Raw genomic sequence first — 26,599 nt, 5'->3', positions numbered from 1 at the left:
GTGCATGGGCACCTCAACCTGAGCACGGAGGGCGTCTGTGAACGTTCACAGCGTGGGTCTGGCCATCTTCCCTGTCAACCCTTCGTTACGTGGTCGTTAAACGGCCCAAAAAGGTGTGTGCACGTTCACAGTTTGTCGGCCTTGGGCCGTGAGATGCTGAACCCGTGAAAAGGCCGACCATCCATGACGTGGCCGCGGCGGCCGGGATCTCACGCGGCACCGTCTCGCGGGTCCTGAACGGCGACCGTTATGTGAGCCCCGCGGCCCGGATCGCCATCGAACGCGCCATCGCCGAGACCGGCTACGTCGTCAACCGCAACGCCCGCAACCTGGTCAGACAGCGCGCCGGATCGGTCGTCATGGTCCTGTCCGAACCCCCCTTCGAGGACCCCAACTACACCACCACCATCCGCACCGCGATCCGCCGCCTCGGCGAACGCGACCTGTCGCTGGTCATGATGATCGCCGGCGACGACAGGGAGCGCGAACAGGTCCTCCGCTACGTACGGGGCGGCCACGCCGACGGCGTCTTCCTCCTGTCCACCCACGCCGGCGACCCCCTGGTCGACACGCTCCACGGTGCCGAGATTCCGGTGGTCTCCTGCGGCGCCGTCATCGGCAGGGAGACGGTGATCCCGTACGCGGCCTGCGACGAACGGGGCGGAGCCCGCCAGATGGCCGAATACCTGGTCTCACGCGGCCGCAAGAAGATCGCCATGATCACCGGCCCGATGGACACGCCGGGCGGCATCCAGCGCCTCGAAGGCTTCGCCGACGTCCTCGGCCGGAAGGCGTCCAAGAAACTGATCGAACACGGCGACTGGACCCACGCCAGCGGCGAGGCGGCCATGGCCCGGCTGCTGGAACGCGTACCCGACCTGGACGCGGTCTTCGCGGCCTCGGACGTGATGGCTTCGGGGGCCCTGCACACGCTGCGGGCGGCGGGGCGGCGGGTGCCTGAGGACGTGGCGGTGGGCGGCTTCGACGACTCGTCGGTGGCGATCTCCACCCATCCGCCGCTGACGACGGTGCGGCAGCCGCTGGGGGATGTGGCCAGGGAGACGGTACGGCTGCTGCTGGCACTCATTGACGGCGCGGAGCGAGTCGACTCGATCGCCCTACCCACCAGCCTGATCGTCCGAGACTCGGCCTAGGCTCAAAAGGGCCTTCGCTTCGCTCCGGGCGTTCTTTTCCCACCCGTCACCCGATTCGGTGGTTGGCCGTCTCATGCCCACCCGCCCACAAAGGCCCTCCGCTACGCTCCGGACGTCCTCCCAGGCGGGCTGACGCCCGCCTCCTGAAGGGCCTCGCTGCGCTCGGACCGCCTTCCAATCACGCTTCGCTGGGTTGGCCAGTTGAAACGGTGATTTTGTTGGTGAGTAGTAGCACCCGCAATATCTGTAGGTACTGTGAAATCGGCGGCGCCAGCATCTCCTGCCCCGTGGGCATCGTGTCGGCAGGTGAGTAACTCAGTCTCTTAGGCGGAATCTGACCTCGTCAGCGCGGAGGGCCAGGCCTCGAAGTTGAGGTCGAGCCCTCTGCGGAGTTGTCGGAGGGCTCAGGCACGTTCCAAGGCCTGCATGAGATCAGCAGCCAGCAGAGATGTCGCCAAAGCAACCGTCTCGGGCTCGCCAATTCCCTCTTCCGCGCGTCCGGCCATCGTTGAGCCGAGCGCGTCCGGTCCTGCCGCGAACAGTGTCGCCAGATGTTCGACCGCCTGCTCGGTGACCTCGCGGCTGATGGGGTCACGAGCCAGGAGCCTAAACGTGGTGGCCAGTTCAGCGGTGTCGACGTCGATAAGGATGCGGTACATGTCGTGTGCGTCCTTGTCATTCAGCCGGTGGGGGGCCGAAATCCGTTCGGCGATCTTATGGAGCTTGGCCACCAGCAAGGCTGCGGGCCCGGCGACTCTGACTCGATATACGCGGCTATCGGCCGGGTCAAGGGCCGTCACGCCCATGACCGTGTTGTCGATGACAGCTGCTTCGAGACCTCGAGCGCGCCGGGTGGCACGGCGATCATGCGGTGGGATGCGGGCGCCCCGCGTGTTCCTCGTACCTGCTCCTGCGAGAGCCTCGGGCACCATCAGATCGACGGGAATGCCCGCGAGGTTCAGCCACGCTCCGGGTTGTCCGCCAACGGGGTCCCGGTAGAACCCCGCGCGGCCCATGGATTGCTCCAGAAGCGGATCATCCTCCAGGACCCTCGGGTCGAGTGCGAGATCGCTGTCCTTCGTCGTCTCGGCGAGTGCGACAGGACTTCCTGCAGTGCGCAGGTAGACGGCCTGTGCTCCGATCACGATCACAGCGTCGCGATGGGCATCCAACGCGGCCAATGCATCGAGAAGCGCGGACCGAGATCGGACGAGGATGTCGCTACTCCTTACGCCAGGAGGATTCATGTCGCGCCATCCATTCAACGAGTTCTTCGGCTTCAGAGGGGCTGCGTCCAGGGCCCGTCATCAAATCGACGGCGACTTGGGGTGGTGCTGCGATCGTGAGAGCGGAAGCGTCGGTAAGGGTACGAACGAAGACGACGTCGCTTTCCGGCTCGGCCAACATCACATTCGCTCCGGCGTCAGCAGGGCGAAGATCCCAGAGTTGCGCGGTGTGCTCAGCGTCCGTCGTGTAGATCATGGCGGAGCGGGCTGGAGCATAGGGGGCCCAGTTGGCTGCGGCCAAAGTCCCGGTCACGGCGTACTGGGTGGGATTATCAGCCACCCGCCGCATGAGGTTAGGTAGGCCTCTCGGTGCTATCCACCGTGTGACGCGGCTGCTTCGTACGAACCCGTAGTCTTCGCTCCAACGCCTCAGCAGTGCGACCCAGTCGGGAACTACGACTGCACCCGAGCTGGTCCGTGTTGCCAGGTTCTCGCTCTCGAGAAACTCGATCACCCGGTAGGTCGACCCAGTAGATACGTCAGCGACGTCGATCAGCTCACGGATCGCCCATGATCTTTCGTGGTCCAGCAGCGCACGTACGATCTTCGCCGCGGGAGCACCCTTCAACGTTCCGCGCGGTCTTCCAGGACCGCGCCACGGATCATGGTCGGCCCCTCGATCTGCAACGTATAGACCGGGCTGAGAGACGTTCAGGGTGATGTTCCCTGTCGCGTCTATGTAGGACAGGCCAGCCTCCGAGAGCCGCTTACGCACGGGCGGCGACAGGTATCGGGAGACGACAACCCCGCGGCTGCCTGGATGCTCATCCGCCGCGGCATTCAACTGCTGGAGCAGCGTAGCGGTGTCACGTCTCTCCACCAGGCGCTTGGCTTCCACGACCAGCACGACCGAGGTTCCGTCCGGTGCTGTCACCTTCCAGAGAGCGTCGAAGCGAGCATCGGGTAGTTTGCGGCTCAGTGGTTGGATGTCCCACCCGGCCGGCAGCCGGTCGCTTAGCACAGCCATCCCGGCTCGCAAAACTTCAACCTCGTTCTGAGGCTGTGGCCTCGCCTCCATTGGTGCTCTCCAGTCCTTCGGCGTTCGGGAAAAATCCTAACTCCGTTGAAGGCGGAGAGTCGGGATTTCCCGAACATCAGCCGGAGGTGGTTGCTGGCGTGACGCCTCTGAAGCCCCGGTTGCCTGCGCGGGCGAGTTGTTGCCTGAAGAGTGCTATCAGCAGCGTTTGCCGGTCAGTTTGGACAGCACTTTGGGGCGGATCGGGCCCGGAATGTCGGTGAGAGGTAGCAGCGCCCGGAGGCAACGCCTCGCGGAGCGGAGGGCCTTGAGGCTGATTCCCGGTATCTACTCGCCGTTGTCGATCGTGGCGATGCCGCCAGTATCGCTGGTTGGCTTGAGCTGGGCCATGGACTCCTCGGGCAGGTAGCGGCGCTTGCCCTACTGCCGCTCGTGTGTATGTCGGCCGCTGGATCAGCGGTGTCGCCGATACCGCAGCTCTACGATCCCGTTGCTGGAGGCGGTGCTGGAGACCAGGTCGAGCTGGTAGGACTTGGGGACGCCGTCGAACAGCCGAGTGCCCTCACCCGCGACGTAGGGGAACAAGCTCAACTGGAGCTCGTCGATCAGGTCGAGCCGCATGAGCGACCGCCAGAGGCTGACGCCGCCCCAGACCACGATGTGACCGTCGCCGCCCATCCTGAGCTTGTCGATCTCTTCTGCCGTGTCACCAGCGGCGATGGTGGTGTTGGCCCAGTCGGCCGTCTTCAGGGACCGGGAGAAGACGACCTTGCGTCCGGCGTTCAGGATGCCGGCGAACGGGTGGTCAGTGGACGTTGTCATCGCCTCGGAGATGCCCTCGTAGGCGGTGCGGCCCATGATGTGCGCATATGAGCTCTGGAGAAAGTCGAGGTGCGCCGGGTCATCGGGCTGACGGTTTTCGGGCAGGTCGAAGCAGAACTTCCAAAACTCGGTGCCCTCGTCGGCGAGAAGGCCGTCGACGGAGTAGTTGAACACTGTCGCTATCAGCTTCCGCATGATCAGATCTCCGTGGTCTCGGGTCGTCTGGGGACCGTGCTTGCTCGGGGGACGTGCGTGTTCCGGGCCGCACCGCTCGCGTGGCCGCGGCGTCGCTGGTGCTTAGACACCAATGCCGCCCGAAAGTCATCGGTGGGCCGAGCACCGAGCTGTCAGCCAGGGCTGGTTGATGATTCTTGGGGTGCCGTTTGATGCGTCGCGGCGCTGCGGTCAGTCCCACCAAAAGGACCAGACGGGAGCGTCCACGATCTCGGTGTACTCCGTGAAATGCAGAGCTGAGTACGGTAAACGTACAAGGGTGTGAGCGTTGTTGGTGGGGCTCGTCGGGCGGGTCGAGTCCTACCTCAGGACGGTGAAGAGGGGGCCACGCTGTTCGGCGCCATCGGGGGAGCGCCACCCGGCCGTGACGCATCCACGGGCTCCGGTCGTCGCACAGCCGCAACCTTCGGCTGGCTGGAGTGCGCGGACGATACGGACGGTGAGTCCCGGCTCGGCGGCCAGATCAGTGCCGGAGAAGGCTTGCGCGGCAGAGGTGAGGTCGACGCCGTCGAGGTGGGCGATGACCGACGGGTCGGGGGTGTCGTCGGCATTCTGCGCCTGTGCCACGGCCGAACCGCGGAGGAACGCGAGCAACTGGGCGGTCAGCACGGGGTCACCGATTCCGTCGTAGACCCACCGGTGGCCAAGGACCCCATGCTCTGCCGTGCCGACGAGGGCGTGGTCGGCCCCGGTCAGCGGGGAGCCCCGGTAGGTGAGCGGCACGTGGTAGACCGCAGGGCTGTCGCCGGAGCTGTCGGCCACCAGCATGAACTCGATGCCGACCTCACCGGCCGGATCGTCGAGCCGGAAGCCGCCGCACTTGACCAGAGCCGGCGGTCCGCCCTGGTACCAGGGCTGGGAGGGAAGCCACGCCGACAGGAGTTCCAGTTTTCCGGGAGTCATGGTGGTCTGGTGAATAACGGCCATGCACCAAGATTCTAGGCCGGGACGCGGTCCCGTCTGCCTCAGCAGAGACGTCAGCTCAGCCTCCAGCGCCTCAGCAGACACCTGTTGGTTGCCACTCAAGATGACGACGTAGGGCGCCGGATGTGCCATTCACCCTGACGATGTGGACTTCACGGTCTCCATTGAATTGATCTTCGGGGTGCTGAGCGGCACCGTGACGATGGTGGCGCCTTGCAGCAAACTATACCGATATCGTAATATCCGAAAGCATGAAGTCCGAATCCGTATCACCGGGCCGGTCGGCGCTGCTGGCCTTGCAGCGCGCTACCCACGCCACCTTGCACCTGATCGCCACTGAACTCGTCGACCTCGACCTGACCGCCTCCGAGATCAACGCACTGGCCAACCTCGCCGACGGTCATGGCCGCACCGTCTCCCAGTTGGGGGCCGCGGTCGGGGCCCGCCCCACGACGCTGACCAGCGTGCTGGACCGGCTGGAACGCCGCGGTCACATCACCCGCGGCACGCGCGCCGGCGACCGCCGCTCGGTGCTCATCGAATTGACCGACTCCGGCCGCGCGGCGGCCGCCGTCATTACCCAGACCCTGACCGACGTCGAGAACCGCGCGCTGGAGGGCCTGCCCGCCGAAGCGGTCGCCGGCTTCTATGCCGTTCTGGACGCGCTGGTCAAGGAGGGGTCATGACCACACACGACCACGGCCCGTACTCCGGCCACGCGGCACATCTCCACGGGCTGCTCAAGACTCTGACCGGCCCAGCGGAGCGCCTGCGACGGCATCTGCACGCTGGCCACGGCGCGAACGGCACGGACGAGGAGTCCTCGCCGTTCGCCGAGTTGATGGGGGAGGTGATGGCGACCGCCGAGCGGTTCGGGCACCGCCAGCACGTCCAGCTGACTTGGCTGACCGTCCGGCGCTACGGCACCACTGCGGCGGTCGACCTGATCAGCGACGGCATCCAGCGCACCGCCCGCTACGCGGGCGCACCGCAGAAGTACAACGCCACCGTCAGCCGGGCCTGGATCGAACTGGTGGGCCACCACGCCGGGCAGTCGGACGCCGCCGACTTCGACGCGTTCGCCGACCAGAACCCCGCGTTACTCGACAAGAAGCTGCTCGCCCGCTTCTATCGGTCCTCGACGCTGGCAAGCGACCCGGCCAGGACCGGCTGGGTCGAGCCGGACCTCGCTCCGTTCCCCTGGCAGCAAGCTGGCGGGTGAGACGGGGTTCAACTCTCGCCCCTGTCTGCCGGTCTGGTCGATCTGGGGGGCTGAAGCTCGCCTGCAGGATCGGCCACCCCGGCGGTACTGCTCCTGCCGTCACACCACCTGGAAGCGGGGCGGCAGGTGATGGCCTCCGCGATCCTTCGCGCGCCCAGCTAACCGCTCCAAGAGCGGTAACGGATGGCAGGCCACCGCATGTCAGGTGTCCAGCATGTCTGAGTCGGCCGTGTGGTTGACCTGCTGGCTACCGGGCCGGGCTCCTCGATGGCCGCTGCGGCTCCTGCGGCACACTCGATGATGTCAGAGGACCTTGCCGGATCGGGTCACGCGGGAACTCCCAGTGAGGCGGCATGCTCGCGGGCTTCGCGGTGGATGCTGAACGGATCGAAAAGCCACGGTTTGTGGCTTAGTGCGCAAAGTAGCTGTGGGTAGCCGGAAGTTTGCGGATGGCTTGGCATAAGTCATCCGCAAACACGGCTACCTGAGAGAACATCCCCACTGTCGTTATCGAGGCGGAGAGCGCCGAACTCATCCCCGACCGCCCGGGCCGAAACCCGACGTCGGGCACCGCGGCTGTCACTCGCTGTGGCCTGCGGAAACGCTCTACCTTGAGGCTGGTGGCACGGACCCGAGCGGCAGGTCCGGATCTTCAGGGGTTGAGGAGGCGGTTGGTCTCGGCCAGCAGCTCGCTCTGGCGGAGGCGGTCGGCGGGGAACGGCATCGCGATGACGCGGTGCACGCCGACCTCGGCGAGAGCGGCCAGCCGTTCGGCGGCCGCGGCGGGTGGGCCGGTGACCAGGCCACCACGGGCCTCCTCCTCGGTCATCCCGTACTCCATCAGCGACCGGGCCTGAGCGTCGATCACCGACGCGGGCAGGTCGCCGAGACCGACGCTGAGGCCGATCGTGACGCGCGGCGCCGGGCGGCCGTATTCGGCGGCGAGGCCGGCCAGTTGGCGGGTCTGTTCGGCGATCTCAGCCGGCGTGGAGAACGCCGGATACCATTCGTCGGCGAAACGGGCGGCTCGGCGCATGGGGCCGGCGCCGATGAGGACGGGCGGCATTGTCGCGCCCGGAGAGAGAGTGATCACCTCGCCGTTCACGTTCGTGGGCTTGCCCTCGACCAGGCTCGGCAGGATCTCCAGGGCGGCGTCGGTGCGCTGCGCGCGTTCGGCGTAGGAGATACCGACGGCCCGCCAGGCTGCGTCGCCGTGCACGCTGCCGCCCGAGCCGACGCCGAGCAGCACCCGACCGCCGGACAGATGCTGCAGGCTGGCGATCTGCTTGGCGGCCCAGGCGGCTGGGCGTAGCGCCAAGACCATCACCCCGAAGCCGATCTTGACGCGCTCGGTGACGGCGGCGGCCGTGGCCAGCACTATGGTGCTGTCGAGGAACGGCCGCACCGGGATCAGATGGTCGCCGACCCAGATCGACTCCAGGCCGAGCTCCTCGGCGTGCCGGGCATGCTCGCGCACCCCGGCGGTCTCATCCACGCCGAACGACGGCAGGTTCACGCCGACCTTGAGCATCAGCGCACCTCGAGCAGGGTCTTGCCGACGCTGGCGCGCGACTCGATGGCGGCGTGCGCGGCGGCGGCCTGGTCGAGGGGGAAGCGCTGCCCGATCAGCGGCCGCAGCCGTCCGCCCACGGCCTCGGCGAGGGCGCTCTCGGTGTACTCGCGCATCATCTCCGGAGTGGGCTTCGCCTGGACGAGCGTGATGCCGCGAGCAACAGCGGCCTCCGCCTCGATGCCGGCCCACTCTCCGCTCGCCAGCCCGAAGCTGACCATCCGCCCGCCCTGGCCGAGCAGTTCGAAGGCGGCCCGAGCGATATCGCCACCGACCCCGTCGAAAACGACGTCGACGGGGTCGACCTCGTCGGTCCAGCCCGGAGCCGTGTAGTCGACCACCTCGTCGGCGCCCAGATCACGGGCCACACCGGTCTTGCGCGAGCCCCCGGCCGCTCCGACGACGGTGGCGCCCGCCGACTTGGCGAGCTGCACGAGGAGCGAGCCCACGCCGCCGGCCGCCGCCTCGACCAGAACCCGTTCCCCGGGCTGTGGCGCGGTCGCCCGGATCATCATGGTCGCGGTACGCCCGTCGGCCAAGATTGCGACCGCGTCGTCCAATTCCAGGTCGTCGGGAACGGGAAAGAGCCCGGAGGCATCCGCCGCGGCCCGTTCGGCATAACCGCCGGAGCCCCCCGTGGAGGTCACCACCCGACGGCTGACCAGGCCGGAGTCGACGCCCTCGCCGACCGCCGTGACAATGCCCCCGACGCCGTTGCCCGGAATCATCGGAAGCTCCGGCTTGAACGGCGACGGGCCACCCGACCGGAACTGGGTCTCCACAAAGGTGATGTTGGCGTAGGCGACGTCGATCAACACCTGCCCCGGCCCCGGGACCGGATCGGGGGCGTCTCCAGGTACGAGCACCTCGGGCCCGCCGAACTCCTTCAGCCACACCGCACGCACAACACTCTCCCCTGTTCAGCTGATGTCGATCTCAGCATGCAACCTCAACCGAACTCGAGGTCAAATCTTTAGAAGCGGAAGCCGAGTAGGCCGCCATTCGGCTGCGAACTCGGGAACGACCTGCCGCGCCGATTCGTGGAGCAGCCGCGCGAGTTCCGCCGGATCCTCGACTGTGTCGATGAGTGCAACACGTCCAGGCCACTTCACGGATCCGATCCCTACGAACGCCCCTTTCCTAGATCACGGGCGAACTCCCTTTTAGCACGCAAGCTCTAAGAACGGGACCGGCAAAGGCTCCGAAATCGGGTATCGAAGCGGCAGGCACGGGGTTATCCCTTTCAGGCGCCGGCGCCGCCATCCACCGGCACGATCGCGCCGGTCACCATCGATGCCCGGTCGCTGAGCAGCCACGCCGCCACTTCGGCGACTTCGCGGGGCTCGGCCATCCGTCCGAGCGGGATCGATGACTTCAGCTGCTCGACGATGCCGGGGGTCGCCGCCTCCCACGCGTCGATCATCTCCGTGGCGGTGCCGCCGGGGGTGATGCCGTTCACCCGGATGCCATCACGGGCCCAGCTCACCGCGGCGGACTCGGTGATGCTGTTGAGCGCGCGCTTCATGGCGCCGTACGCGGGGAGTACGGGGTTCGCGCGGCGGCTGCCGATGCTCGAGGTGTTGACGATCGCCCCGCCACCGTCGCGTCGCATGAGTGCGGCCTCAGCCGTCATGGCGGTCCAGTGCGCCCGGAAGTTCACCGCGAACTGCTGCTCTATGTCCTCATCGCTCGTGGTATCGAGCGGACCGGGCTGCTGGATCACCGCGCCGTTGTTGAACGCGCCGTCGAGCCGTCCGTGCAGCTCCTCGACGCGATCGAGGGCCGCCTGGATGCTCGTACGGTCGGCGAGGTCCAGGGTGACGGCGTCGGCGACGCCGCCCTCGGCGCGGATCTCGGTGACGATCTGTAGCAGGGCGTCGGTGCCGCGGGCGGCGAGTACGACGGCGGCCCCCTCGGCGGCGAAGAGCCGGGCCGCGGCCGCCCCGATGCCGCGGCTGGCGCCGGTGATGAACACGACCTTGCCGGTGAGCAGGCCGATGGGTGCGATGTGAGTGGTGTTCGTCATGACGACAGTGTCAGGCCGGTCACCAGGCCGGATGCAGGCACAGACGGTACCAGGATCGATCGCCGCGCAGCGTGCACACTGGGCATATGGACAAACAGGAACTCGGGGCGTTCCTCCGCAGCCGTCGCGAACGGCTCCGGCCGCAGGACCTCGGCCTGGCCTCGGGCCCGCGACGCCGGACGCCGGGACTTCGCCGCGAGGAGGTCGCGGTCCTCGCGCACATCTCCACGGAGTACTACGTCCGGCTCGAACAGGGCAGGGCACCGCGACCGTCGGGCGAGGTCCTCGCCGGGATCGCGGACGCGCTGCGGCTCACGGACGCCGAGTCCGACCACCTCCACGTCCTCGCGGGGACCGCGCCGAGCCGTACCGGACTGCACCGGCGCGACGTACGCCCGAGCATCCTCACGCTTCTCGAGCGGTTGCCGCAGACGGCCGCGTTCGTGACTTCGGCCGCGTTCGAGGTGCTCGCGTGGAACGACCTCGCGGCCGCGCTCATGGAGGACTTCGCCGAGCTCGCCCCACGGGACCGCAATCTCGCGCGGCGGGCATTCCTCGGCCCTAAGCGCGCCGATGAGACGTTGTACGGGGTCTCCGACGCCGCGGAGTTCCGGCACCACGTCGTCATGGGGCTGCGAGCCACCCTCGCCCGCTACCCGTCCGACCCTACGGTGACCGAACTGGTCGACGAGCTCCGCGCTGGCAGCCCCGAGTTCGCCCGGCTCTGGGAGCGGCACGACGTGCAGGCCGCGCCAACGCTCACGAAGACCTTCCGGCACCCGGTCGTCGGGGAGGTCGCCGTTGACTGCGACTCGCTCGCGCTCACGGACCGCGACCAGCACCTCGTCCTCTACAGCGCGCCCTCAGGATCCCCTGGCGCCGAAGCCCTGGCTCTGCTGAATGTCCTCGGCACCGAGTACGTCAAGGCGAACAGGTCACGCTGACGCACTCCGGTCATCTCTTCATGGGCTCGTCGTCAGCGCCGGGTTCGTTTCGACGACGCCGTCGAGCACCTGATCGATGCGCCCCAGAAGATCGGCGTCGAGCCGGACCCCGGCCGCTTCGACGTTCTCCCTCACCTGCTCGGGCCGCGACGCACCGATGATCGCCGAAGCCACATTGGGGCGCCGCAACACCCAGGCCAGCGCGAGCTGCCCCAGGGACAGCTCGGCCTCATCGGCCAGGGGACGCAGCCGCTGCACCCGTTCCAGCACGTCCTCACGCAGGAAGGGCTGGATGAAACCGCCCGCACCGCTCAGGTCCGCGCCGCGAGACCCGGCGGGCGCCTGCCGGCCCGGCCGATACTTGCCCGTCAGTACGCCCTGCGCGATGGGGGACCAGGCGAGCTGACCGAGCCCTTCTCGCTCGCACGCCGGCATGACCTCGGCCTCGATCACCCGCCACAACGCGCTGTACTGCGCCTCGTTGGAGACCAACGGCACGTGCAGCTCCCGGGCGAGCGCGGCGCCCCTCGTGATCTGCTCGGCCGTCCATTCGGAGACGCCGACATAGAGCACATGGCCCTGCCGGACCAGGTCGGCGAACGCCAGCATGGTCTCCTCCAGCGGCACCGTGCGGTCGAATCGATGCGCCTGGTACACATCCAGATAATCGGTGCCCAGCCGCCGCAGCGACGCGCGTGCCGACTCCATGACGTGCTTGCGGCCAAGACCTTTGTCATTGGGCCCGCCCGGCCCAGTGGGCCAGAACACCTTCGTGGATATCTCCAGGCTTTCTCGTCGCTGTCCTTTCAGCGCGCGGCCGAGCACCGACTCGGCCGCGGTGTTCGCGTACGCGTCCGCGGTGATGAACGTGGTGATGCCCGCGTCCAGCGCCGCCGTGACGCACGCCCGCGCACGTTCTTCCTGGTCCGGGGCGTCGTGCGCGAGCCAATGCCCGTAGGAGACCGCGCTGACGGAGAGGCCGCTACGGCCGAGACGACGAAATTCCATGCGTTTACGTTAGTCCTTCATTTCGTATACCCAAGCCTTTATCGAGCCGATTTGACAAATTAAATAAAGGCGCTCTGAGGGCAAATCGAGAGAACATATAGCGGTGAATTTGTCAAACGTCATGGGATTCGTTCGAGCGCGGCGGCGATGGTCGGCCAGCACTTTGCGTGCCGCTCCACGCACCCAAAGTAATCGCAGCGGCGTCCGGCGCGGGCGATGGCCTGGTGTTGACTTTGTCGCAAGCCATGACGCAACATGTTGATACAAACCTTGCGACAAAGGAGACGGTATGGCGAACAGTTCCATGCCGAGCGCCGGGTCGCGGCCGGCGGAGGTCCGATACGCGGAGACCTGGCTGCGGCGGCACGGCCTCGGTGACGGCCCACCGACACCGTTGCTGATCACGCGACTGGCGGTACGGGGGCGGGCGCGGCTCCTAGGCAGTGTCCTGCTGGCCGCGCTGTACATCCTGGCCGCGCTGGCACAGGCCACTGACCTGATGGCCACGGCCGCATCCGGCGGACCTTGGCCGGAGCGGCCGACGCTGCTGCTGGCTCTGAGCGTGTTGATCATCGGGCTGGTGCTGGCCCGGACGCTGCTTCACGCCTGGGTACGGCGGGTCGATCGGCAGGCAGGGGCGACGCTGGCGCGGCGAGTGGCCCATCCGGTGCAGCTCGGCTGGCGGACCCTCCTGGGAAGGAGGTACGCCGTCCTGGTGGCTGGCACCTTCGCCGGTGCCATCGCGCTGGGGGTGAGCGCACTGGCCGTCGATGACGGCAGAGTCCGGTACACGGCTGTCGTGCTGCTGGTCGCCGTGGCCGGAGCCGGCCTCGGCGTGGCCCTGCAACTGCGCGAGCTGCTGGCCCGGCCGGTCGTGGCCGAGGACGAGGTGTCGCTGACGGCCGACGTCATCATGCGCATCGAGGACGCGCGCGACGGCAACGCGCCGAGCGTGCTGCTGGGGTTGCCGATGGTGTTGCTGTCCGGATCCGCGCCCGGCTGGTGGAGCGCCGCCTCCATCGGCTTCATGGTGCTGGGTCTGGCCGCCATGATCGCCGCCCATGCCAGGACGCCGTCGTGCGCGGACACAGCTCGGCACGTGGTCGGCGTCGGATGATCGTCATCGACGCGGGCTCGCCGGTGCCGCCGTTCGAGCAGTTGCGGGCCCAGCTCGCCCGGCAGATCCACGACCGTACGCTGGCCGTGGGCTCCCGGCTACCGACCATCCGCCGGCTCGCGGCCGACCTCGGCCTGGCCGTCAACACGGTCGGCCGGGCCTACCGGGAGCTTGAGGAGGCCGGGCTGATCGAGACCCGGGGGCGGGCGGGGTCGTTCGTGTCGGCGGCGGGGGAGGAGGCCCGCGAACGGGCCCGCCAGGCGGCCGCCGACTACGCGGCCGTCGTGGCGAGCGTAGGCATCGACGAGACCGAGGCGCTCTGCATCGTCGAGGCGGCCCTGAGATCCGGCGACGCGGCCGCTTCCGCCTCATTCTGACTCGGCGCTCGGGCCTATGAGGCCCGAGCGCTGAATGCTTGGGCAGGTGAGGCGCGCAGCGCTGGAGGCTCGGGGATCACGGAAATGGCGTGGGACCGTAGGTGCCGTCTCCGTTAGGCTCGGGCCGCATGACGATTTTTGGTTCGATGATCGACGTGCGCCCGCTGTTCCCAGGCGAGCGGCGTGCCCTGCTCGAACTTCTGCGCGACCTGAGCCCGCAGGACTGGGCCAGGCCGACGGTCTGCCCGGGGTGGGACGTGCACGACATCGCAGGTCATGTCCTCAACGACTATCTGCGGCGTTTGTCGGGAAGCCGCGACGGGCATGCCGGGGCGCGCTTCGCCGACGATGAGTCACTGCCCGGCTATCTGGCGAGGGTCAATGGCGAGTTCGTCCAGGCGACCCGCCAGATCAGTTCTGAGCTGCTGATCGAGTTGCTGGAGCACCTGGGGGATCGACTCGACGCCCTCTGGGCCTCCCGTGATCTTGAGTCGCTCGCCGACCTGAACGTGTCGTGGGCCGCCACGGACGTCGCCAGTCCCGCCTGGCTGGACATCGGGCGCGAATACACCGAGTTCTGGGTGCATCAGCAGCAGATCCGCGACGCCGTCGCCCGGCCGGGGGCCACCGAGCCCGCACTCATGGCCCCGGTGCTGGAGGTTTTCGCGCGTGCGCTGCCGCAGAGTCTGCGGGAGCACGACCGGCCCGAGGGGACGGTGGCCGAATTGGAGGTGCTCGGGGCCGTGGGCGGACGGTGGAGCGCGGCCTGGCAGGAGGGCCGGTGGCGCATGACGGCACCGGGGCCCGAGCCGAAGGCCCGCGTCACGATGGATCAAGACACCTTCTGGCGACTCGCCACCCGGGGCATCACCGTCGAGCAGGCCCGTGACCGCTCCCGGCAAGACGGCGACCCCGAGCTCACCGCAGCCATGACGACCCTCCTCGCGGTCGTCGCCTGACCGGCGCTCGCCAACGATGTCTGGCAGTGAGCTGAGCTGCGGGTCGACAGAGAAAGGATCAGTCGCAGACCTGAGTGCTGACGGGCTTGGTGGCGGTCGCGGCCTCGCGGGCGTCGGCGGCGACTTCGCTGGCGGTCAGCACGTAACCGATGTCCTCCTGGCTGGTGACGGCGGCGAAGGCCACGCCCAGCACCCGACCGTCGGTGGCCAGCAGGGGACCGCCCGAGTCGCCGTGCTCGACCTTGCCCCGAATGAGGTACACCTCCCGCGTCACCTCGGGCCCACGGTAGATGTCGGGGATGGCGGCGCTCTGCCGCGCCGCGACCCGGGCCGGCTGCGGAGTGAACCCGCGGCCCTGAGGGTAGCCCGCGATGATGGCGTCCTCGCCCTTGTCCGCCTCGCCGTCGAAGGTCAGGTGCGGCAGTCCGAGGTTCGGTACGTGCAGGACCGCCACGTCCCGTCGCGGGTCGTACAGAACCACCACCGCTGGGCGAGGACGCTGCTCGTGATCGATGATCTGCAACTCCGCGTCCACCCCCGCGACCACGTGCGCGTTGGTCATGATGTGATCGGGCGCGTACACGAATCCGGAGCCGGTGATGCGCTTACGGCACGAGCTCGCAGTCCCCTGCACCTGCACGATCCCGGCCCGCGACTGCTGCCACGCGGGGCTCTTCAGCACTGCCGCGCTCGGCGGTGGAACGTCGATGAGCGGCTGGCCGGCGATCACGTCCAGCACCGGCGGGAAGCCGGACCGGTCGATGAACTGCTTGAACGGTTTCTGCCAGTCGCGCGCCGCGTCCGGGACCGCCTGATCAACCGTGGCCAAGAGCAGCGAGCCACGAATCTGTTCCACGACCGGCACCAGCGAGGTGGATACCAGCAGGCTTCCGACCAGCCAGGCGATGACCAGCACCGAAAAGGCGGCGACCAGCATTCCGCCCACCGCGTCCAGCTGCCGGGCAGGTTCGTCCCGCAGATGGGAACGCAATACCGCCCCCACGGTAGATGTGATGAACTGGCCGATCATCGCGGCCAGGAGCACGATTACCAGGGCCAGCAATAACTGCGGGACGTCTCCGTCCACAACCGCGCCCGCGATGGGCGGCGCGAGATTAATCCCGAACACACATCCGCCGATGAAACCGATGAAGCTCGCCGCCCCGACGACGAACCCTTGGCGATATCCGGAGAAGCCGAAGGCGATCACCAGGGCGACCAACACGATGTCGAGCAGATCACCGATCACTATGCAAAGGTAAGCCCGATCTTTATCTCCGCGGTCGCGCGGAGATAAAGATCGGGCGGTGATACGCGAATTACCGCCGGCGAGGCCCGGTCACGCGACCAGGCGCAGCCAGGCCGCCGCGAGTGCGGCGTGACCGGCCGGCGTCGGGTGCGCGCCGTCCGCGGCCCAGTACTCCGGCCCGGTCGTCGCGGCGAGCTCGGCGAACATGCCGTCGGCGGCGAGCAGGTGCGCGCCGTACTTGCGGGCGAGTTCGCGGACGACCTGGTTCTTCGGGTCCAGGTCGGCCCGCCACTCCTTCCGCTCCTTCTCGCCGATGTGCGCGTCGCCGACCTCGACAAGGCCGCTGATCGGCAGGAGGGACGTCTCGATGAGGATCAGCTCGACGCCGGCCTCGGCGAGGGGCGCGAGCAGGCGGTCGTAGCCTGCCGCGTACTCCTCCGTGGAGATCACGTAGCCGTCCGGGTCGTACGTGTGCCAGGCCACGTCGTTGCCGCCGACGAGGATCGACACCACGTCCGGGCGCGCGTCGAGCACGTCCGCCTGCCAGCGGGCTTCGAGGTCCATCACCTTGTTGCCGGCGATCGCGGAGTTCAGCCAGGTCACGGGCCGGTCCGGGTGCCGCAGTCCCCACTCGCCCGCGACGCGCAGGGGATAGCCGAAGCCGAGGCCGTCCTCGCTCTCCAGCCGTTGGCAGTCGGTGACCGAATCGCCGGTGAACATCACGGTGCTTCCCGGTCGGAGGGTGATCGTCATGTGTGCTCCTGAATCTCGGTTGAGGAGAGGAATTTCATTTCGGGACGGCGCGGCGTTAAATCGCCGGGCCACCGAACCAATGACCGGCGGCCCGCTCGAACGCGTCACGATCAGGGGAGCGATCACCGGCCCAGGCGACTATGCCGTCGGGCCGGACAAGCAGGGCCCCGAATCCGAGGTCGTTTCTCGCCGGACCGGTTACATACCGCATCCGGCTTTCCCAGCCCATCGCTGAATCGCGCAGGCGCCGGTCGGTGCTGAAATCGAGCGCGACGCCTCCTCCGTCCCGCATCAGTTCGCCGAGGCGAGTGCCGTCCTCAAGACGGAGGTCCGGGGCATTGCGGCCGACCAGCGACCGCTGCTCGCCGCCGAGGTCGTAACGGAGCGACGATCCCGATGTCCTCTCGTACACGTAGGTCGTTCCGTCACGGGTCCCGAGCAGGTCGCGGACCACTCCTTGGATCGCCTGGGCATGCGGCTCCGGCCGCATGACCGCCGCCTGGGCGCGCGTCCAGTCGAGCACCCAGGCGCCGATCGGATGGCGCTCGCGGGTGTAGGTGTCGAGCAGCCCGTCCGGCGCGTACCCCTGCACGGTCGCCGCGAGCTTCCACCCCAGGTTCAGGGCGTCGCCGATGCCGAGGTTGAGTCCCTGCGCCCCAAGGGGAGAGTGGATGTGTGCGGCGTCGCCCGCGAGCAGGACGCGTCCCTGTCGGTACGTCGTCGTCTGCATCGCCCGATCGGTGAAGCTTGAGGCGAGATGGACGTCGCTCAGCGTCACGTCGGTGCCGGACACACGATGCAGAACCGCCTGGAGATGGTCGCGAGTCGGCTGCCGCGAGCGATCGAACGCGCCGCCGTCGAAGTCCAGCATGCCGATGTACCCTTCCGCGGGCGTCCGGAGGTACATGCCGGTCGGCGTCAGGTTGAATCCGGGGCGCAGCTTCTCGGGATCGGCGATGGTGGCGAGCACGACATAGCCGGTGAACTGCGGCTCGGTGCCGACGAAGTCGAAGCCCGCGAGCCCGCGCACCGCGCTGCGTCCGCCGTCGCAGCCGACGAGCCAGCGCGCCGCGTACTCGTGCTCGCCGGCTCGCGCGACCACGCTCTCATCGTTCTGCGCGATGGCGGAGACCGTGACACCGCGCCTGACCTCCACGCCGAGCTTGGCCGCCCGCTCGGACAGCACCGCCTCGACCGCTTCGAGGTTCGTCATCACGCCGTCCATCGCCGGACTGGGCAGCCGGAACGGCAGGGCGGCGACGTCGACCTTGGCCGGATCGAGCATCATGCCGGCGAAGTGGCCCACGCCACGCGGGCGAGTCGGCTCGTCCGGGTCGAGGCCATGGACGCCCGACGCCGTCAACAGCGGGTGCAGCATCCCCCGGCGATAGAACGCCTCCACCGACGCGGCGGACAGGCCCCGCATCCCGAGCGGGTCCGCCTTCCACGGGGAGCCGGGCTCCGGCTCCCGCTCAAGCACCAGGACAGAGCAGCCCGCGAGACCAAGCTCGCAGGCAAGGAACAGGCCGACCGGGCCGGCGCCCACGATCACTACATCGTGCACGAAAGCCCCCCTTTCCGGAAATTATTGGAACGCTATTCCAGAGTGTTCGCGCGGCCCCTCCGCGCGCCCCACTCCGAGGCATGAGAAGACTGACGCGGGCCGCTCACACGGGGCGCACACGGCGCTCACATGGGGAACAAGTCCTGATTTGGACACTCGACGGCACGCACGCGAAGATTCGGAAGATGGACGGGGATGCGAGGCTTCGCGTCACGCTGCTCGGCGCCTTTCAGGTGTCTCGCGGTGACGCCGCCCTGCCCGTTCCCGGCGCGCGGTCGCAGGGCCTGGTCGTACGGCTGGCGCTGGCCGGCGGGCGCCCGGTCGAGCAGGGCGTCCTGATCGACGCGATCTGGGCCGACGACCCCCCGGCCGACCCCGCCCATGCCTTGCAGGCCCTCGTCTCGCGGCTGCGCCGGTCCATCGGCTCGGCCGGCGACGTCGCGCAGGTCGCGGGCGGCTACCGGCTGGACGTGGACGCGGCCGACGTGGACGCGCTGCGGTTCGAGCGGCTCGCCGCCGCCGGTCGTGACCGCCTGCGCGCCGGCGACCCCGATGGCGCGGCGGCCGTGCTCGGCGAGGCCGTGGCGCTGTGGGGCGACCGTCCCGGAGCCGAGCCCGCGGTCGTCGCCGCGGTCGCGCCCACCGTCGGGACCTGGCTGGCTCACGCCTCGATCGAGGCCGTCGCCGACCTCGCCGACGCCGAGCTGTCCCTGGGCAGCGCGGCCGCGGCCGCCGCCCGCCTGACCGCCCTGCTCGCCGCGCACCCCGTCCACGAGCGGGCGGCCGCGCTGCTCATGGACGCGCTCGCCGCCCAGGGTCGCCAGGCCGACGCTCTGGCCTTGTACGAGCGGGTCCGCGAAGCCCTGGCCGACGCCCTCGGCACCGACCCGGGCACCGCCCTGCACGAACGCCACCTGCGCCTGCTGCGCGCCGAGCGGCCCGCCCCGGCCGCCGACGCCGCGCAGACCGGGCCGAGTAACCTGCCCGCGCCGCGAACGAGGCCGAGTAACCGGACCGGGCCGAGTGACCTGCCCCCGCCGCAGACCAGGCTGAGTGACCCGCCCGCGCCGCAGACCAGGCTGAGTAACCTGCCCGCGCCGCTGACCAGCTTCATCGGGCGTGACGACGACCTCGCCCGGATCGACACGCTGCTCGCCACCGGCCGCCTGGTCACCGTGCTCGGTCCCGGTGGCGCCGGCAAGACGCGCCTCGCCGTCGAGGCCGCCCGCCGCCACCACCACGACTACCGCGACGGCGCCTGGCTGATCGACCTCGCCTCGGTCACCGAGCCGGCCAAGGTCGGCGCGGCCGTGCTCGCCGGGATCGGGCTGCGCGGCGGCGCGATGTTCGAGGCCCGGACGCGGGTCGAGGGCGACGAGCTGGACGTACTCGCCGACCGGCTCGGCGCCCAGGAGATCCTGTTGCTGGTCGACAACTGCGAGCACCTGGTCGACGCCGTGGCCCACCTGGTCGCGGCGCTGCTGTCCCGCTGCCCTGAGCTGCGCGTACTCGCCACCAGCCGCGAACCTCTCGCGGTCGACGGCGAGGCGCTGGTGCCGCTCGGCCCGCTCGCGCTGCCCGGCCCGGACGACGGCGTCGAGCAGGCCCGGCGGGCGGCGGCGGTACGCCTGTTCACCGAGCGGGCCGCGGCCGTACGCCCGGGCTTCGACGTGGACGACACGACGCTGCCCGAGGTCCGGCGGGTGGTCCGCGGCCTGGACGGGATGCCGCTGGCGCTGGAGCTGGCCGCCGCCCGGCTACGGACGCTGTCGCTGCCCGAGCTGGCCGACGGGCTGTCCGACCGGTTCCGGCTGCTCACCACCGGCAGCCGTACCGCGCTGCCCCGGCACCGCACGCTGCGCGCGGTCATCGCCTGGAGCTGGCAGCTGCTGAGCGAGCACGAGCGTACGGTCGCCGAACGCGTCTCGATCCTGCCCGGGGGCGTCACGCCGGCCTCGGCCACCGCGCTGTGCGCCGGCACCTCGGTGCCGGCCGCCGAGATCCCCGAGCTGCTCGCGGGCCTGGTCGACCGGTCGCTGCTGCAGCTCGCGCCCGACCCGGGCCGCTACCGCATGCTGGAGACGCTGCGCGAGTACGGCACCGCCCGCCTGGCCGAGACGGGCGACCTCGGCACCGTCCGCGACCTGGCCGCCGGCCACTTCGCCGAGCTGATGGCCCGGTACGACCCGCGGCTGCGCGGGCCCGGCCAGCTGATGGCCATCCGAGTCATCAGCGCCGAGTACGACAACGCGCTGGCCGCCCTGCGTCAGCGGTGCGACACCGGCGACGCCACCGGCGCGGTCGCTCTCGCCCTGAACCTGACCTGGTACTGGCAGATGTTCGGCCGGCACCCCGACGCGACCTACTGGCTGGGTGAGGCGCTGGCGGTGCCGGGCGGCGGCGAGCCGACGCCCGGCCGCGACTGCGCCCACGCGATCCACCTGATCAACCGGGCCGGCACCCGGCCGGGGCTGACCGCCGAGGAGGTCGCCGACGACCAGGCGCGGCTGCGCGAGCTGGCCGACCGGCTGCTCGCCTACCCCGAGCTGCCGGGGCCGTGCGGCGCGCTCACCGCGCTCACGCTCGCGTTCCTCCAGGAGGAGGAGACCGTGTACGCGAAGATCGCGCGCCTGGCCGACGGCGACGACGTGTGGCTGTCCGGGCTGGCCCGCATGTTCCGCGCCCAGTTCGCCGAGAACGCGGGCCAGTTCGACAACATGCGCGCCGACGTGGAGGCGGCCCTGGCCTGCTTCCGGCAGGCCGGCGACCGCTGGGGCCAGGCCACCGTGCTGCCGATGCGCGCCCAGCAGCGGCAGTACGACGACGACCTCGACGGCGCGCTGGCCGACCTGCGCGAGGCGCAGTCGCTGGCCGGCGAGTTCGGCTCGCTCAGCCTCAGCGACGAGGTGTTTCTCCACCTGCGCTGGATCGACCTGCACCTGCGGCGCGGCGACACCGACTCGACGATCGCGATGATCGGCTCGGCCCGGGAGCTGGCGTCGCGCGCGGCTTCGCCGGAGCTGTCTGCCCTGGTCGACGCGTGGGAGGCCGACTTCCGGGTGCGGCGCGGCGACCTGGACCGGGCGCGGGACCTGCTCGACGCCGCCGAACGGGCCCTGCACGGCGACACCACGTTCCCCGGTGACCACGCGCGGGCGCTGGCCGGCAGCGTATGGGCCGCGCTCTGCCTGGAGCTGGGCGACCTGGCCGGGGCGGAGAAGATGCTGGCGAAGGCGTACGCGGCGGCGCTGGACGCCCGGGACCTGCCGATCCTGGCGCTGGGGGCGGTGAACGCGGCCGCGCTCGCCCAGGCGCACGGGCGGCATCACGAGTCGGCCGTCCTGCTCGGCGTCGCCTCCCGGCTGCGCGGCACGCACGACCGCACCGACCAGCAGGTTCGCGAGCTCACCCGCCGAGGGCGGGCCGCGCTGGGCGAGGAGGCATTCGCCACGGCGTACGGGAAGGGCTGGGAGCTGGACGGGAAGACAGCCGTGACCGAGGTCGACCCGGCCCGGCTGCGCCGGGAACTCGGGACGACCGCTACTGGATGGGCACCGCCGCGCCGGAGACCTTGACGCGAGAGTCGCCGGGAATGGTGCTACAGGTCAGGAGGCTGGGCCGCCCCATGTCGACGCCCTGGTGAATGGTGAGAACGGTGCCGTCTTCGAGGCGTCCCAGCGTACGCAGGTAGCCGGTGAAGGCGGCGGCCGCGGCGCCGGTGGCCGGGTCCTCGACGACGCCGCCAGGTGGGAACGGGTCGCGGGCGTGGTAGACGGTGGGGGATTCGGGCCAGAAGAGGTGGACGGTGGTCCATCCCAAGTCGGCCATGATCTTGCCCAGGGCCTCGAAGTCGTAGTCGAGATCGGCCAGGCGGCCCCGGCTGGCCGCGGCCAGGACGAGATGGTCGTTGCCGGCGTTCGCGACGTGCGCCGGGAAGGCGGGGTCCAGGTCGTCGGCCGACCAGCCCAGTGCGGCGAGCACGGGCTGCACCTCCTCTTCGGAGGCCTGGCGGGTGGAGGTCGGCGGACTGGTCAGGGTGGCGGTGATCCCGCCGGTCGGATCCGCGGTGATGTCCACCGGGACCGGGCCCGCCTGGGTGGTGAGGTTCACGGTTCCGGGGCCGATCCGCTCGCCGAGCGCGACCGAGGCGGCGATCGTCGCGTGGCCGCAGAAGGCGACCTCGGCCAGAGGGCTGAAGTACTGGATCCGGTACTGGCGCTCGTCCGTGGGGTGCAGGAAGGCCGTCTCGGAGTAGCCGAGTTCGGCGGCAATGGCGAGCATATCCGCGTCTGACAACGCCCGGGCGTCCAAGACCACTCCGGCGGGGTTGCCGCCGGCGGGAGTGGTGGTGAAAGCGGTATATCGCAGTACTTCGCTCATGTAGTCATCATGGCCCTTGGGTGGTTGCTCCGCACCTGGTGTTGCTTTGGCGTCTTCTTCCTCTACCTGCACATAACCCGCGGAATGCACGGCCAAGCCCAAGGCCGTGCCGACCAGGAGCGCGATCCCGGCGATCGTCATGATGTGCCAGAAACCGGCGACCACCCCGACGTACCCGAGCCCGAGCGCGGCCTGCTGCGCCACCAGCACGAAAACGGAGCTGGTCGAACGCCGACGATAGGTCTCATGCCGGTTCAACACGATAAGAGCGGACAAGAGGGGGATGGCCAAGGAGAAGGCGACCACACAGATCTGGGCGGACAGATCGAGGGCAGCGCTTCCCGGGGTCAGGAACGGCTGCACCAAGACGACTCCGATGGCGATCAAGCCGCCGTACATCAGGTTGTTCTGCCGGAGAGTCTCCTCCTGATGCGCTGCCGCCCGTTTCCGCCACCATTCCCCTTGTGCGGCGGCTTGCCGCTTCCACCATGCTTCGTCCTGGATGTTCTCGTCCATGGCGACCATTGTGCAGACAGCGAGAGCCTGCCTCCACCGGCGTTCGCCGTCCGGAAGGCGAGCCGGGCGGGATCGGCTGTGTCGATCCCGCCCGCCCCGCTCACCAGTTGCTACTGGTGAGGCTCACGTCCTCCGGGGCGCGGCCTGGGGTGCCGGTGCAGACGTGGTTCTTCTCGGTTCCCGTGTGGTCCCGAAGTTTGGTCAGGCAGGTGCCGAGGGCCCGCTGGCCGTAGTAATTGGGGTGAATCGATTCCTGACTCTGGCCCTGGGATTCCAGGACGACAAGAAAACGGGTCCATTCGCTGATGTCGCCGGGTAGCGGGTTCTCAAGAGAGTTGGCGGCGGTGGCTTGCTGCGCGCGCTTGGCACAGACCTCGTGGCCGTCGAACAGGTTGCGCAGGTCGAGGAATTCCACGTTCTGGGTGCGGGCGACGTCCTTGAGCATGTCGGAGATCGCGGGAATGACGGTGTTACGAGCCCAGTCGGAGTCGTCGTTGAACATCGGGCAGCCGCCCACGTTGAAGCGCGAGTCGCTGAACTCGTGGTAGCGGTTCTGGTCGCCCAGCGGAACGGGGGACGGGTAGGACTGCAGGACGAGCCGGTAGGAGCCATCGGCGTAGTGGGCATCGGTCATGGCCCGCTTGATTTCCCTGACGGCCTGCTCGACCTTGGGCTTCGTCTGTGCCAGGCCTTCACGGAAGACAGGCTCCTGGTCCACGTGGCAGTGCTCGATCCCGTGCTGCTTCTGCCATCTCTTGACGCATTTCTCAAGGACCGAGGCGAAGCCGAGGTCGTTGCCGCCGATGGACAGGACCACCAACTCGACCTTGTACCGCTTGGCGGCCTGGCGGAGCTGGTCGGCCTGGGGAGGCTCGCCCTTGAAGGATTTTCCGCCCGCGTCGGCCCCGATCACGTTGACGGTTCTGGCGCCGGAGCAGGCGAGGTTGATCCGGCGCAGCACGTTGACGGCCGCGCTCTGGATCTCGGCCGAGTCCGAGCGGTTGCAGCCGTTGTCGTAGGACTCACCGTAGACACGCCGCCCGTCGTGACTGCACCGCCGGCCGCTGTCATTGCAGTTGTAGGCGGCGCGGTCGGTCCCCCAGCGGTCACCCCGGTTGCTCGCCGGGACCGCGTTGCCCTTCCAGCGGCCGGCCTCGCCGGAGATGTAGCTGTCACCCAGGGAGACGATGGCGGTCCGGTCCACAGGTCTCTCGAGAACGGCCACACCTATCGGAAACCGACCGATGTTGATGGTGGTGACTTGCTCCTTGGCGGCGGTGTCGATCACTGACACGGTGTCCGACCGGTTGTTGGTGACGAAGGCGCGCGTGCCCGCGGTGTTGATCGCCACACCACTCGGTGACTCACCGACCTGGATGGTGGTGGTCTCCTTGTTGGTAGCGATGTCGATCACCGACACGTTGCCCGAGAAGTTGTTGGCGACGTAGGCGAAGGTGCCCGCGGGGTTGATCGCCACCGCGATCGGATGGTCGCCCGCGCGGATGGTGTCAGTGACCTTGTTGGAGGTGGTGTCGATCACCGACACGAGGTTGGGGTTGGCCGCCCCATAGTGCGTCACGTAGGCACGGGTGCCGCCGGGCGTGACAGCCACGCTCTTGGGCCAGGGCTTGACGCCTATGGTGGTGACATTGCTGGTGGCGGTGTCGATGACCGATACGCTGCTCGACCCGTAGTTGGTGACGTAGACGCGGGTGCCGTCCGGGTTGATCGCCACACCGGTCGGAAAACGACCGACGGTGATCGTGGTGACGGAGGGCGGGGTGGCGGTGGTGTCGATCACTGACAGGTTGTCCGAGCCGCTGTTGGCGACGTAGACGCGGGTGCCGTCCGGGTTGATCGCCACACCACTCGGCGAACGACCGACGTCGATCGTGGTGACGGCCTTGGTCTCGGTGTCCACCACCGACACGTTGGCCGAGGTGCTGTTGGTGACGTAGAGGCGGGTACCGGCCAGGTTGATCGCCACCTGGCCGGGAGCTCTGCCGACACCGACGGGCGTGACGGTCTTGTAGAACGTGTCGACCAGCGACACGTTGTCCGAACCGCTGTTGGCCACGTAGAGGAAGTCCTGAAGCTGCGGGTCCGTGGTCGTCGGCGCGGGCGCGGTCAGTTGCGGGTCTGTGGTTGCCAGCGTGGACTTGGCCAGCTGTGGGTCGGCGGGGGCTGGCGCGGATCCGGTCAGTCGTGGGTCGGCGGTGGCTGGCGCGGATTCGGCCATTGGCACCGCCAACCCCGCTGCGACGACAACCCCCGCCGCCAACACCCAGACCCGGGACGGCCGCACCGGCCGATCTCGTCTGCCAGAGGGTGGCCTGCACCGATCCCCTGCCGCCTGTCTCGTCTGACGTCTCAGCATCGAAACCCCCGTATTGCGTAATGAGGGTCCTGTTCTAGCCAGGACGGCATCTCGCTCAGCAGGGGCGACGCGCCTGGAAGAGGTTTCCTGGCTGATCATTGGCAGGTTACATAGTGACGCCACGGCCGCCGTCGCCCGGTCACAGCGTCAGCGCGGCTCCGCGCCGTCGCCGCGTACGATCTTGTACAGCCCGTACAGAGCTTCCAGGCCGCCGAGGACCATCAGAACCAGCCCGACCTTCGTCGGTGTGAACACGAAGATCTCGGTGTCGAGCCCGAACAACCACAGCGCCAACCCGGCGGCGAAGACGGCCAGACCGGTGAGGAATGTCTTGCGGGCGGGGGCCATGTGGATCTCTTTCGATCATGAGGGACGCGGCGCCCCCGTTCTCGGAAAACGCTAATGAAGAGCCAGGTCGGAGGCTTCCTGCGCGTTGAGGAGATCGGACTACATCTTTCGGGTGACGCCGCCGTGGTGGACAGCCTCCACATCATTTGCGGGGATAGAGCCGCCCGATCTCCTTGAGCGCCAATGCCCAGGGATAGGTGTCCAGATTCTCCCCTCCGGCTTCAGCGGGAGGTGGCTCGAATTGGCCAGGGCCGAGGAGGACGGGAACGCCTTCGGCGCGCAGGCTTTCGACGCTTCGGAGAAAAGGGTCGCGGGAGGCTAAAGCGCTGCTGACGAAGGGCAGGACGACGACGGGAATGCCCAGGCCGGGCGCCTCGGCGAGGAGGCCGAGAGCGTAGGTGTCGGCGATGCCCTGGGCGAACTTGTTGATGGTGTTGTAGCTGGCGGGAGCCACGATGATCGCGTCGGCCCTGGGGGGTTTCGGCTCGTGCGGCTTGCGGTACTGGCTGCGGACGGGCCGTCCGGTCTGCCGCTCCAGTTCGGGAACGTCGATGAAGTCCAGGGCGGACGGGGTGGCGACTATCTGGACCGTCCAGCCCTCGTCCTGGGCGTAGGTGACCAGGCGGCCGACGTCGGCGGCGACGCCCGCGGCGCACACGATGATGTAGAGGACCTTGCTGGATCGGCTCACGTGAGGACTCCCGGCGGCGGCATACTCGCGGGCTTCACGGTAGACGCTGAGCAGGCGGCCTGAGATCAAGCCCGATACGTTCCTCAGGTACCCCCGCCTCTT

At 68.9% G+C, this 26,599-nt stretch carries 23 protein-coding genes; 8 read left to right on the top strand and 15 right to left on the bottom strand.

Going from position 1 to position 26,599, the window contains the following annotated elements; all coding sequences use genetic code 11:
- Nucleotides 1–164 precede the first annotated feature (164 nt).
- A complete protein-coding gene (locus ACQP2T_RS56955; RefSeq protein WP_433513041.1) occupies nt 165–1,154 on the top strand; it encodes a LacI family DNA-binding transcriptional regulator in 990 nt (329 codons plus the stop codon).
- A 404-nt stretch (nt 1,155–1,558) separates the two neighbouring features.
- On the opposite strand, the gene ACQP2T_RS56950 is transcribed toward ACQP2T_RS56955, so the two are convergent.
- From ACQP2T_RS56950 to ACQP2T_RS56935, 4 genes are all read right to left on the bottom strand, one after another.
- On the bottom strand, nt 1,559–2,401 hold the full coding sequence (locus ACQP2T_RS56950; RefSeq protein WP_433513040.1) for a hypothetical protein: 843 nt from the start codon (nt 2,399–2,401) through the stop codon (nt 1,559–1,561).
- On the bottom strand, nt 2,376–3,407 hold the full coding sequence (locus ACQP2T_RS56945) for a hypothetical protein (RefSeq protein ID WP_433513039.1): 1,032 nt from the start codon (nt 3,405–3,407) through the stop codon (nt 2,376–2,378). The genes ACQP2T_RS56950 and ACQP2T_RS56945 overlap by 26 nt, the downstream gene beginning before the upstream one ends.
- A 462-nt stretch (nt 3,408–3,869) precedes the next feature.
- A complete protein-coding gene (locus ACQP2T_RS56940; protein WP_433513038.1) occupies nt 3,870–4,433 on the bottom strand; it encodes a dihydrofolate reductase family protein in 564 nt (187 codons plus the stop codon).
- Nucleotides 4,434–4,772: 339 nt separating this feature from the next.
- Nucleotides 4,773–5,399: a maltokinase N-terminal cap-like domain-containing protein gene (locus tag ACQP2T_RS56935; RefSeq protein ID WP_433513037.1), complete on the bottom strand. Its 627-nt coding sequence runs from the start codon at nt 5,397–5,399 to the stop codon at nt 4,773–4,775.
- A 248-nt stretch (nt 5,400–5,647) separates the two neighbouring features.
- Here ACQP2T_RS56935 and ACQP2T_RS56930 point away from each other — a divergent pair, with 248 nt between their 5' ends.
- Entirely contained in the window at nt 5,648–6,082 is a 435-nt protein-coding gene (locus ACQP2T_RS56930; RefSeq protein ID WP_138720083.1) for a MarR family winged helix-turn-helix transcriptional regulator, read from the top strand.
- A complete protein-coding gene (locus ACQP2T_RS56925) occupies nt 6,079–6,618 on the top strand; it encodes a hypothetical protein (RefSeq protein ID WP_433513036.1) in 540 nt (179 codons plus the stop codon). The genes ACQP2T_RS56930 and ACQP2T_RS56925 overlap by 4 nt, the downstream gene beginning before the upstream one ends.
- 652 nt (nt 6,619–7,270) lie before the next feature.
- On the opposite strand, the gene ACQP2T_RS56920 is transcribed toward ACQP2T_RS56925, so the two are convergent.
- The 3 genes from ACQP2T_RS56920 to ACQP2T_RS56910 form a co-directional block, all read right to left on the bottom strand.
- Nucleotides 7,271–8,149, bottom strand: a complete 879-nt coding sequence (locus ACQP2T_RS56920) for an LLM class flavin-dependent oxidoreductase (RefSeq protein WP_433513035.1) — start codon at nt 8,147–8,149, stop codon at nt 7,271–7,273.
- Nucleotides 8,149–9,093: a zinc-binding dehydrogenase gene (locus tag ACQP2T_RS56915; RefSeq protein ID WP_433513034.1), complete on the bottom strand. Its 945-nt coding sequence runs from the start codon at nt 9,091–9,093 to the stop codon at nt 8,149–8,151. Before ACQP2T_RS56915 ends, ACQP2T_RS56920 begins: the two co-directional genes overlap by 1 nt.
- Nucleotides 9,094–9,431: 338 nt before the next feature.
- Nucleotides 9,432–10,214 carry an SDR family NAD(P)-dependent oxidoreductase gene (locus ACQP2T_RS56910; protein ID WP_433513033.1) on the bottom strand — a complete coding sequence of 261 codons (783 nt, stop codon included), beginning with the start codon at nt 10,212–10,214 and terminating at the stop codon, nt 9,432–9,434.
- Nucleotides 10,215–10,300: 86 nt separating this feature from the next.
- Between ACQP2T_RS56910 and ACQP2T_RS56905 the strand changes: the two genes are divergently transcribed.
- Nucleotides 10,301–11,158 carry a helix-turn-helix transcriptional regulator gene (locus tag ACQP2T_RS56905; RefSeq protein WP_433513032.1) on the top strand — a complete coding sequence of 286 codons (858 nt, stop codon included), beginning with the start codon at nt 10,301–10,303 and terminating at the stop codon, nt 11,156–11,158.
- 18 nt (nt 11,159–11,176) lie between these two features.
- On the opposite strand, the gene ACQP2T_RS56900 is transcribed toward ACQP2T_RS56905, so the two are convergent.
- Nucleotides 11,177–12,166 carry an aldo/keto reductase family protein gene (locus ACQP2T_RS56900; RefSeq protein WP_433513031.1) on the bottom strand — a complete coding sequence of 330 codons (990 nt, stop codon included), beginning with the start codon at nt 12,164–12,166 and terminating at the stop codon, nt 11,177–11,179.
- A 289-nt stretch (nt 12,167–12,455) separates the two neighbouring features.
- Between ACQP2T_RS56900 and ACQP2T_RS56895 the strand changes: the two genes are divergently transcribed.
- From ACQP2T_RS56895 to ACQP2T_RS56885, 3 genes are all read left to right on the top strand, one after another.
- Nucleotides 12,456–13,283: a hypothetical protein gene (locus ACQP2T_RS56895; RefSeq protein WP_433513030.1), complete on the top strand. Its 828-nt coding sequence runs from the start codon at nt 12,456–12,458 to the stop codon at nt 13,281–13,283.
- The gene (locus ACQP2T_RS56890) at nt 13,280–13,660 is read left to right on the top strand and encodes a GntR family transcriptional regulator (RefSeq protein WP_357958213.1); all 381 of its coding nucleotides are present in this window, start codon (nt 13,280–13,282) and stop codon (nt 13,658–13,660) included. The genes ACQP2T_RS56895 and ACQP2T_RS56890 overlap by 4 nt, the downstream gene beginning before the upstream one ends.
- 128 nt (nt 13,661–13,788) lie before the next feature.
- On the top strand, nt 13,789–14,619 hold the full coding sequence (locus ACQP2T_RS56885; protein WP_433513029.1) for a maleylpyruvate isomerase family mycothiol-dependent enzyme: 831 nt from the start codon (nt 13,789–13,791) through the stop codon (nt 14,617–14,619).
- A 58-nt stretch (nt 14,620–14,677) separates the two neighbouring features.
- Here ACQP2T_RS56885 and ACQP2T_RS56880 read toward each other — a convergent pair whose 3' ends face one another.
- From ACQP2T_RS56880 to ACQP2T_RS56870, 3 genes are all read right to left on the bottom strand, one after another.
- Nucleotides 14,678–15,868 (bottom strand): MarP family serine protease, encoded by a 1,191-nt coding sequence (locus ACQP2T_RS56880; protein ID WP_433513028.1) that lies wholly within the window; start codon nt 15,866–15,868, stop codon nt 14,678–14,680.
- Between the two features lie 90 nt (nt 15,869–15,958).
- Nucleotides 15,959–16,621 carry a GDSL-type esterase/lipase family protein gene (locus ACQP2T_RS56875; protein ID WP_433513027.1) on the bottom strand — a complete coding sequence of 221 codons (663 nt, stop codon included), beginning with the start codon at nt 16,619–16,621 and terminating at the stop codon, nt 15,959–15,961.
- 55 nt (nt 16,622–16,676) lie between these two features.
- Complete coding sequence (locus tag ACQP2T_RS56870) at nt 16,677–18,185, bottom strand: FAD-dependent oxidoreductase (RefSeq protein ID WP_433513026.1); 1,509 nt, start codon at nt 18,183–18,185, stop codon at nt 16,677–16,679.
- A 185-nt stretch (nt 18,186–18,370) separates the two neighbouring features.
- Here ACQP2T_RS56870 and ACQP2T_RS56865 point away from each other — a divergent pair, with 185 nt between their 5' ends.
- A complete protein-coding gene (locus tag ACQP2T_RS56865; RefSeq protein ID WP_433513025.1) occupies nt 18,371–21,760 on the top strand; it encodes an AfsR/SARP family transcriptional regulator in 3,390 nt (1,129 codons plus the stop codon).
- On the opposite strand, the gene ACQP2T_RS56860 is transcribed toward ACQP2T_RS56865, so the two are convergent.
- From ACQP2T_RS56860 to ACQP2T_RS56845, 4 genes are all read right to left on the bottom strand, one after another.
- Entirely contained in the window at nt 21,726–23,081 is a 1,356-nt protein-coding gene (locus ACQP2T_RS56860) for a PhzF family phenazine biosynthesis protein (protein WP_433513024.1), read from the bottom strand. The genes ACQP2T_RS56865 and ACQP2T_RS56860 overlap by 35 nt on opposite strands.
- 100 nt (nt 23,082–23,181) lie before the next feature.
- Nucleotides 23,182–25,320: a beta-propeller fold lactonase family protein gene (locus tag ACQP2T_RS56855; protein WP_433513023.1), complete on the bottom strand. Its 2,139-nt coding sequence runs from the start codon at nt 25,318–25,320 to the stop codon at nt 23,182–23,184.
- 285 nt (nt 25,321–25,605) lie between these two features.
- Complete coding sequence (locus tag ACQP2T_RS56850; protein WP_433513022.1) at nt 25,606–25,806, bottom strand: DUF5708 family protein; 201 nt, start codon at nt 25,804–25,806, stop codon at nt 25,606–25,608.
- 142 nt (nt 25,807–25,948) lie between these two features.
- A complete protein-coding gene (locus ACQP2T_RS56845) occupies nt 25,949–26,497 on the bottom strand; it encodes a flavoprotein (protein WP_433513021.1) in 549 nt (182 codons plus the stop codon).
- Between the last annotated feature and the right edge of the window lie 102 nt (nt 26,498–26,599).

Source organism: Nonomuraea sp. CA-143628 (assembly GCF_050942315.1).
GTDB lineage: Bacteria > Actinomycetota > Actinomycetes > Streptosporangiales > Streptosporangiaceae > Nonomuraea.
The sequence above is the reverse complement of the archived record's forward strand: the minus strand, read 5'-3'. Positions and strand labels throughout refer to the sequence as shown.

Coding starts and splice junctions, on each gene's coding strand:
- ACQP2T_RS56950 (WP_433513040.1), bottom strand. CDS start 2,401: ATGAATCCTCCTGGCGTAAGGAGTAGCGACATCCTCGTCCGATCTCGG.
- ACQP2T_RS56945 (WP_433513039.1), bottom strand. CDS start 3,407: ATGGCTGTGCTAAGCGACCGGCTGCCGGCCGGGTGGGACATCCAACCA.
- ACQP2T_RS56940 (WP_433513038.1), bottom strand. CDS start 4,433: ATGCGGAAGCTGATAGCGACAGTGTTCAACTACTCCGTCGACGGCCTT.
- ACQP2T_RS56935 (WP_433513037.1), bottom strand. CDS start 5,399: ATGGCCGTTATTCACCAGACCACCATGACTCCCGGAAAACTGGAACTC.
- ACQP2T_RS56930 (WP_138720083.1), top strand. CDS start 5,648: ATGAAGTCCGAATCCGTATCACCGGGCCGGTCGGCGCTGCTGGCCTTG.
- ACQP2T_RS56925 (WP_433513036.1), top strand. CDS start 6,079: ATGACCACACACGACCACGGCCCGTACTCCGGCCACGCGGCACATCTC.
- ACQP2T_RS56920 (WP_433513035.1), bottom strand. CDS start 8,149: ATGCTCAAGGTCGGCGTGAACCTGCCGTCGTTCGGCGTGGATGAGACC.
- ACQP2T_RS56910 (WP_433513033.1), bottom strand. CDS start 10,214: ATGACGAACACCACTCACATCGCACCCATCGGCCTGCTCACCGGCAAG.
- ACQP2T_RS56905 (WP_433513032.1), top strand. CDS start 10,301: ATGGACAAACAGGAACTCGGGGCGTTCCTCCGCAGCCGTCGCGAACGG.
- ACQP2T_RS56900 (WP_433513031.1), bottom strand. CDS start 12,166: ATGGAATTTCGTCGTCTCGGCCGTAGCGGCCTCTCCGTCAGCGCGGTC.
- ACQP2T_RS56895 (WP_433513030.1), top strand. CDS start 12,456: ATGGCGAACAGTTCCATGCCGAGCGCCGGGTCGCGGCCGGCGGAGGTC.
- ACQP2T_RS56890 (WP_357958213.1), top strand. CDS start 13,280: ATGATCGTCATCGACGCGGGCTCGCCGGTGCCGCCGTTCGAGCAGTTG.
- ACQP2T_RS56885 (WP_433513029.1), top strand. CDS start 13,789: ATGACGATTTTTGGTTCGATGATCGACGTGCGCCCGCTGTTCCCAGGC.
- ACQP2T_RS56875 (WP_433513027.1), bottom strand. CDS start 16,621: ATGACGATCACCCTCCGACCGGGAAGCACCGTGATGTTCACCGGCGAT.
- ACQP2T_RS56865 (WP_433513025.1), top strand. CDS start 18,371: ATGGACGGGGATGCGAGGCTTCGCGTCACGCTGCTCGGCGCCTTTCAG.
- ACQP2T_RS56860 (WP_433513024.1), bottom strand. CDS start 23,081: ATGGACGAGAACATCCAGGACGAAGCATGGTGGAAGCGGCAAGCCGCC.
- ACQP2T_RS56855 (WP_433513023.1), bottom strand. CDS start 25,320: ATGGCCGAATCCGCGCCAGCCACCGCCGACCCACGACTGACCGGATCC.
- ACQP2T_RS56850 (WP_433513022.1), bottom strand. CDS start 25,806: ATGGCCCCCGCCCGCAAGACATTCCTCACCGGTCTGGCCGTCTTCGCC.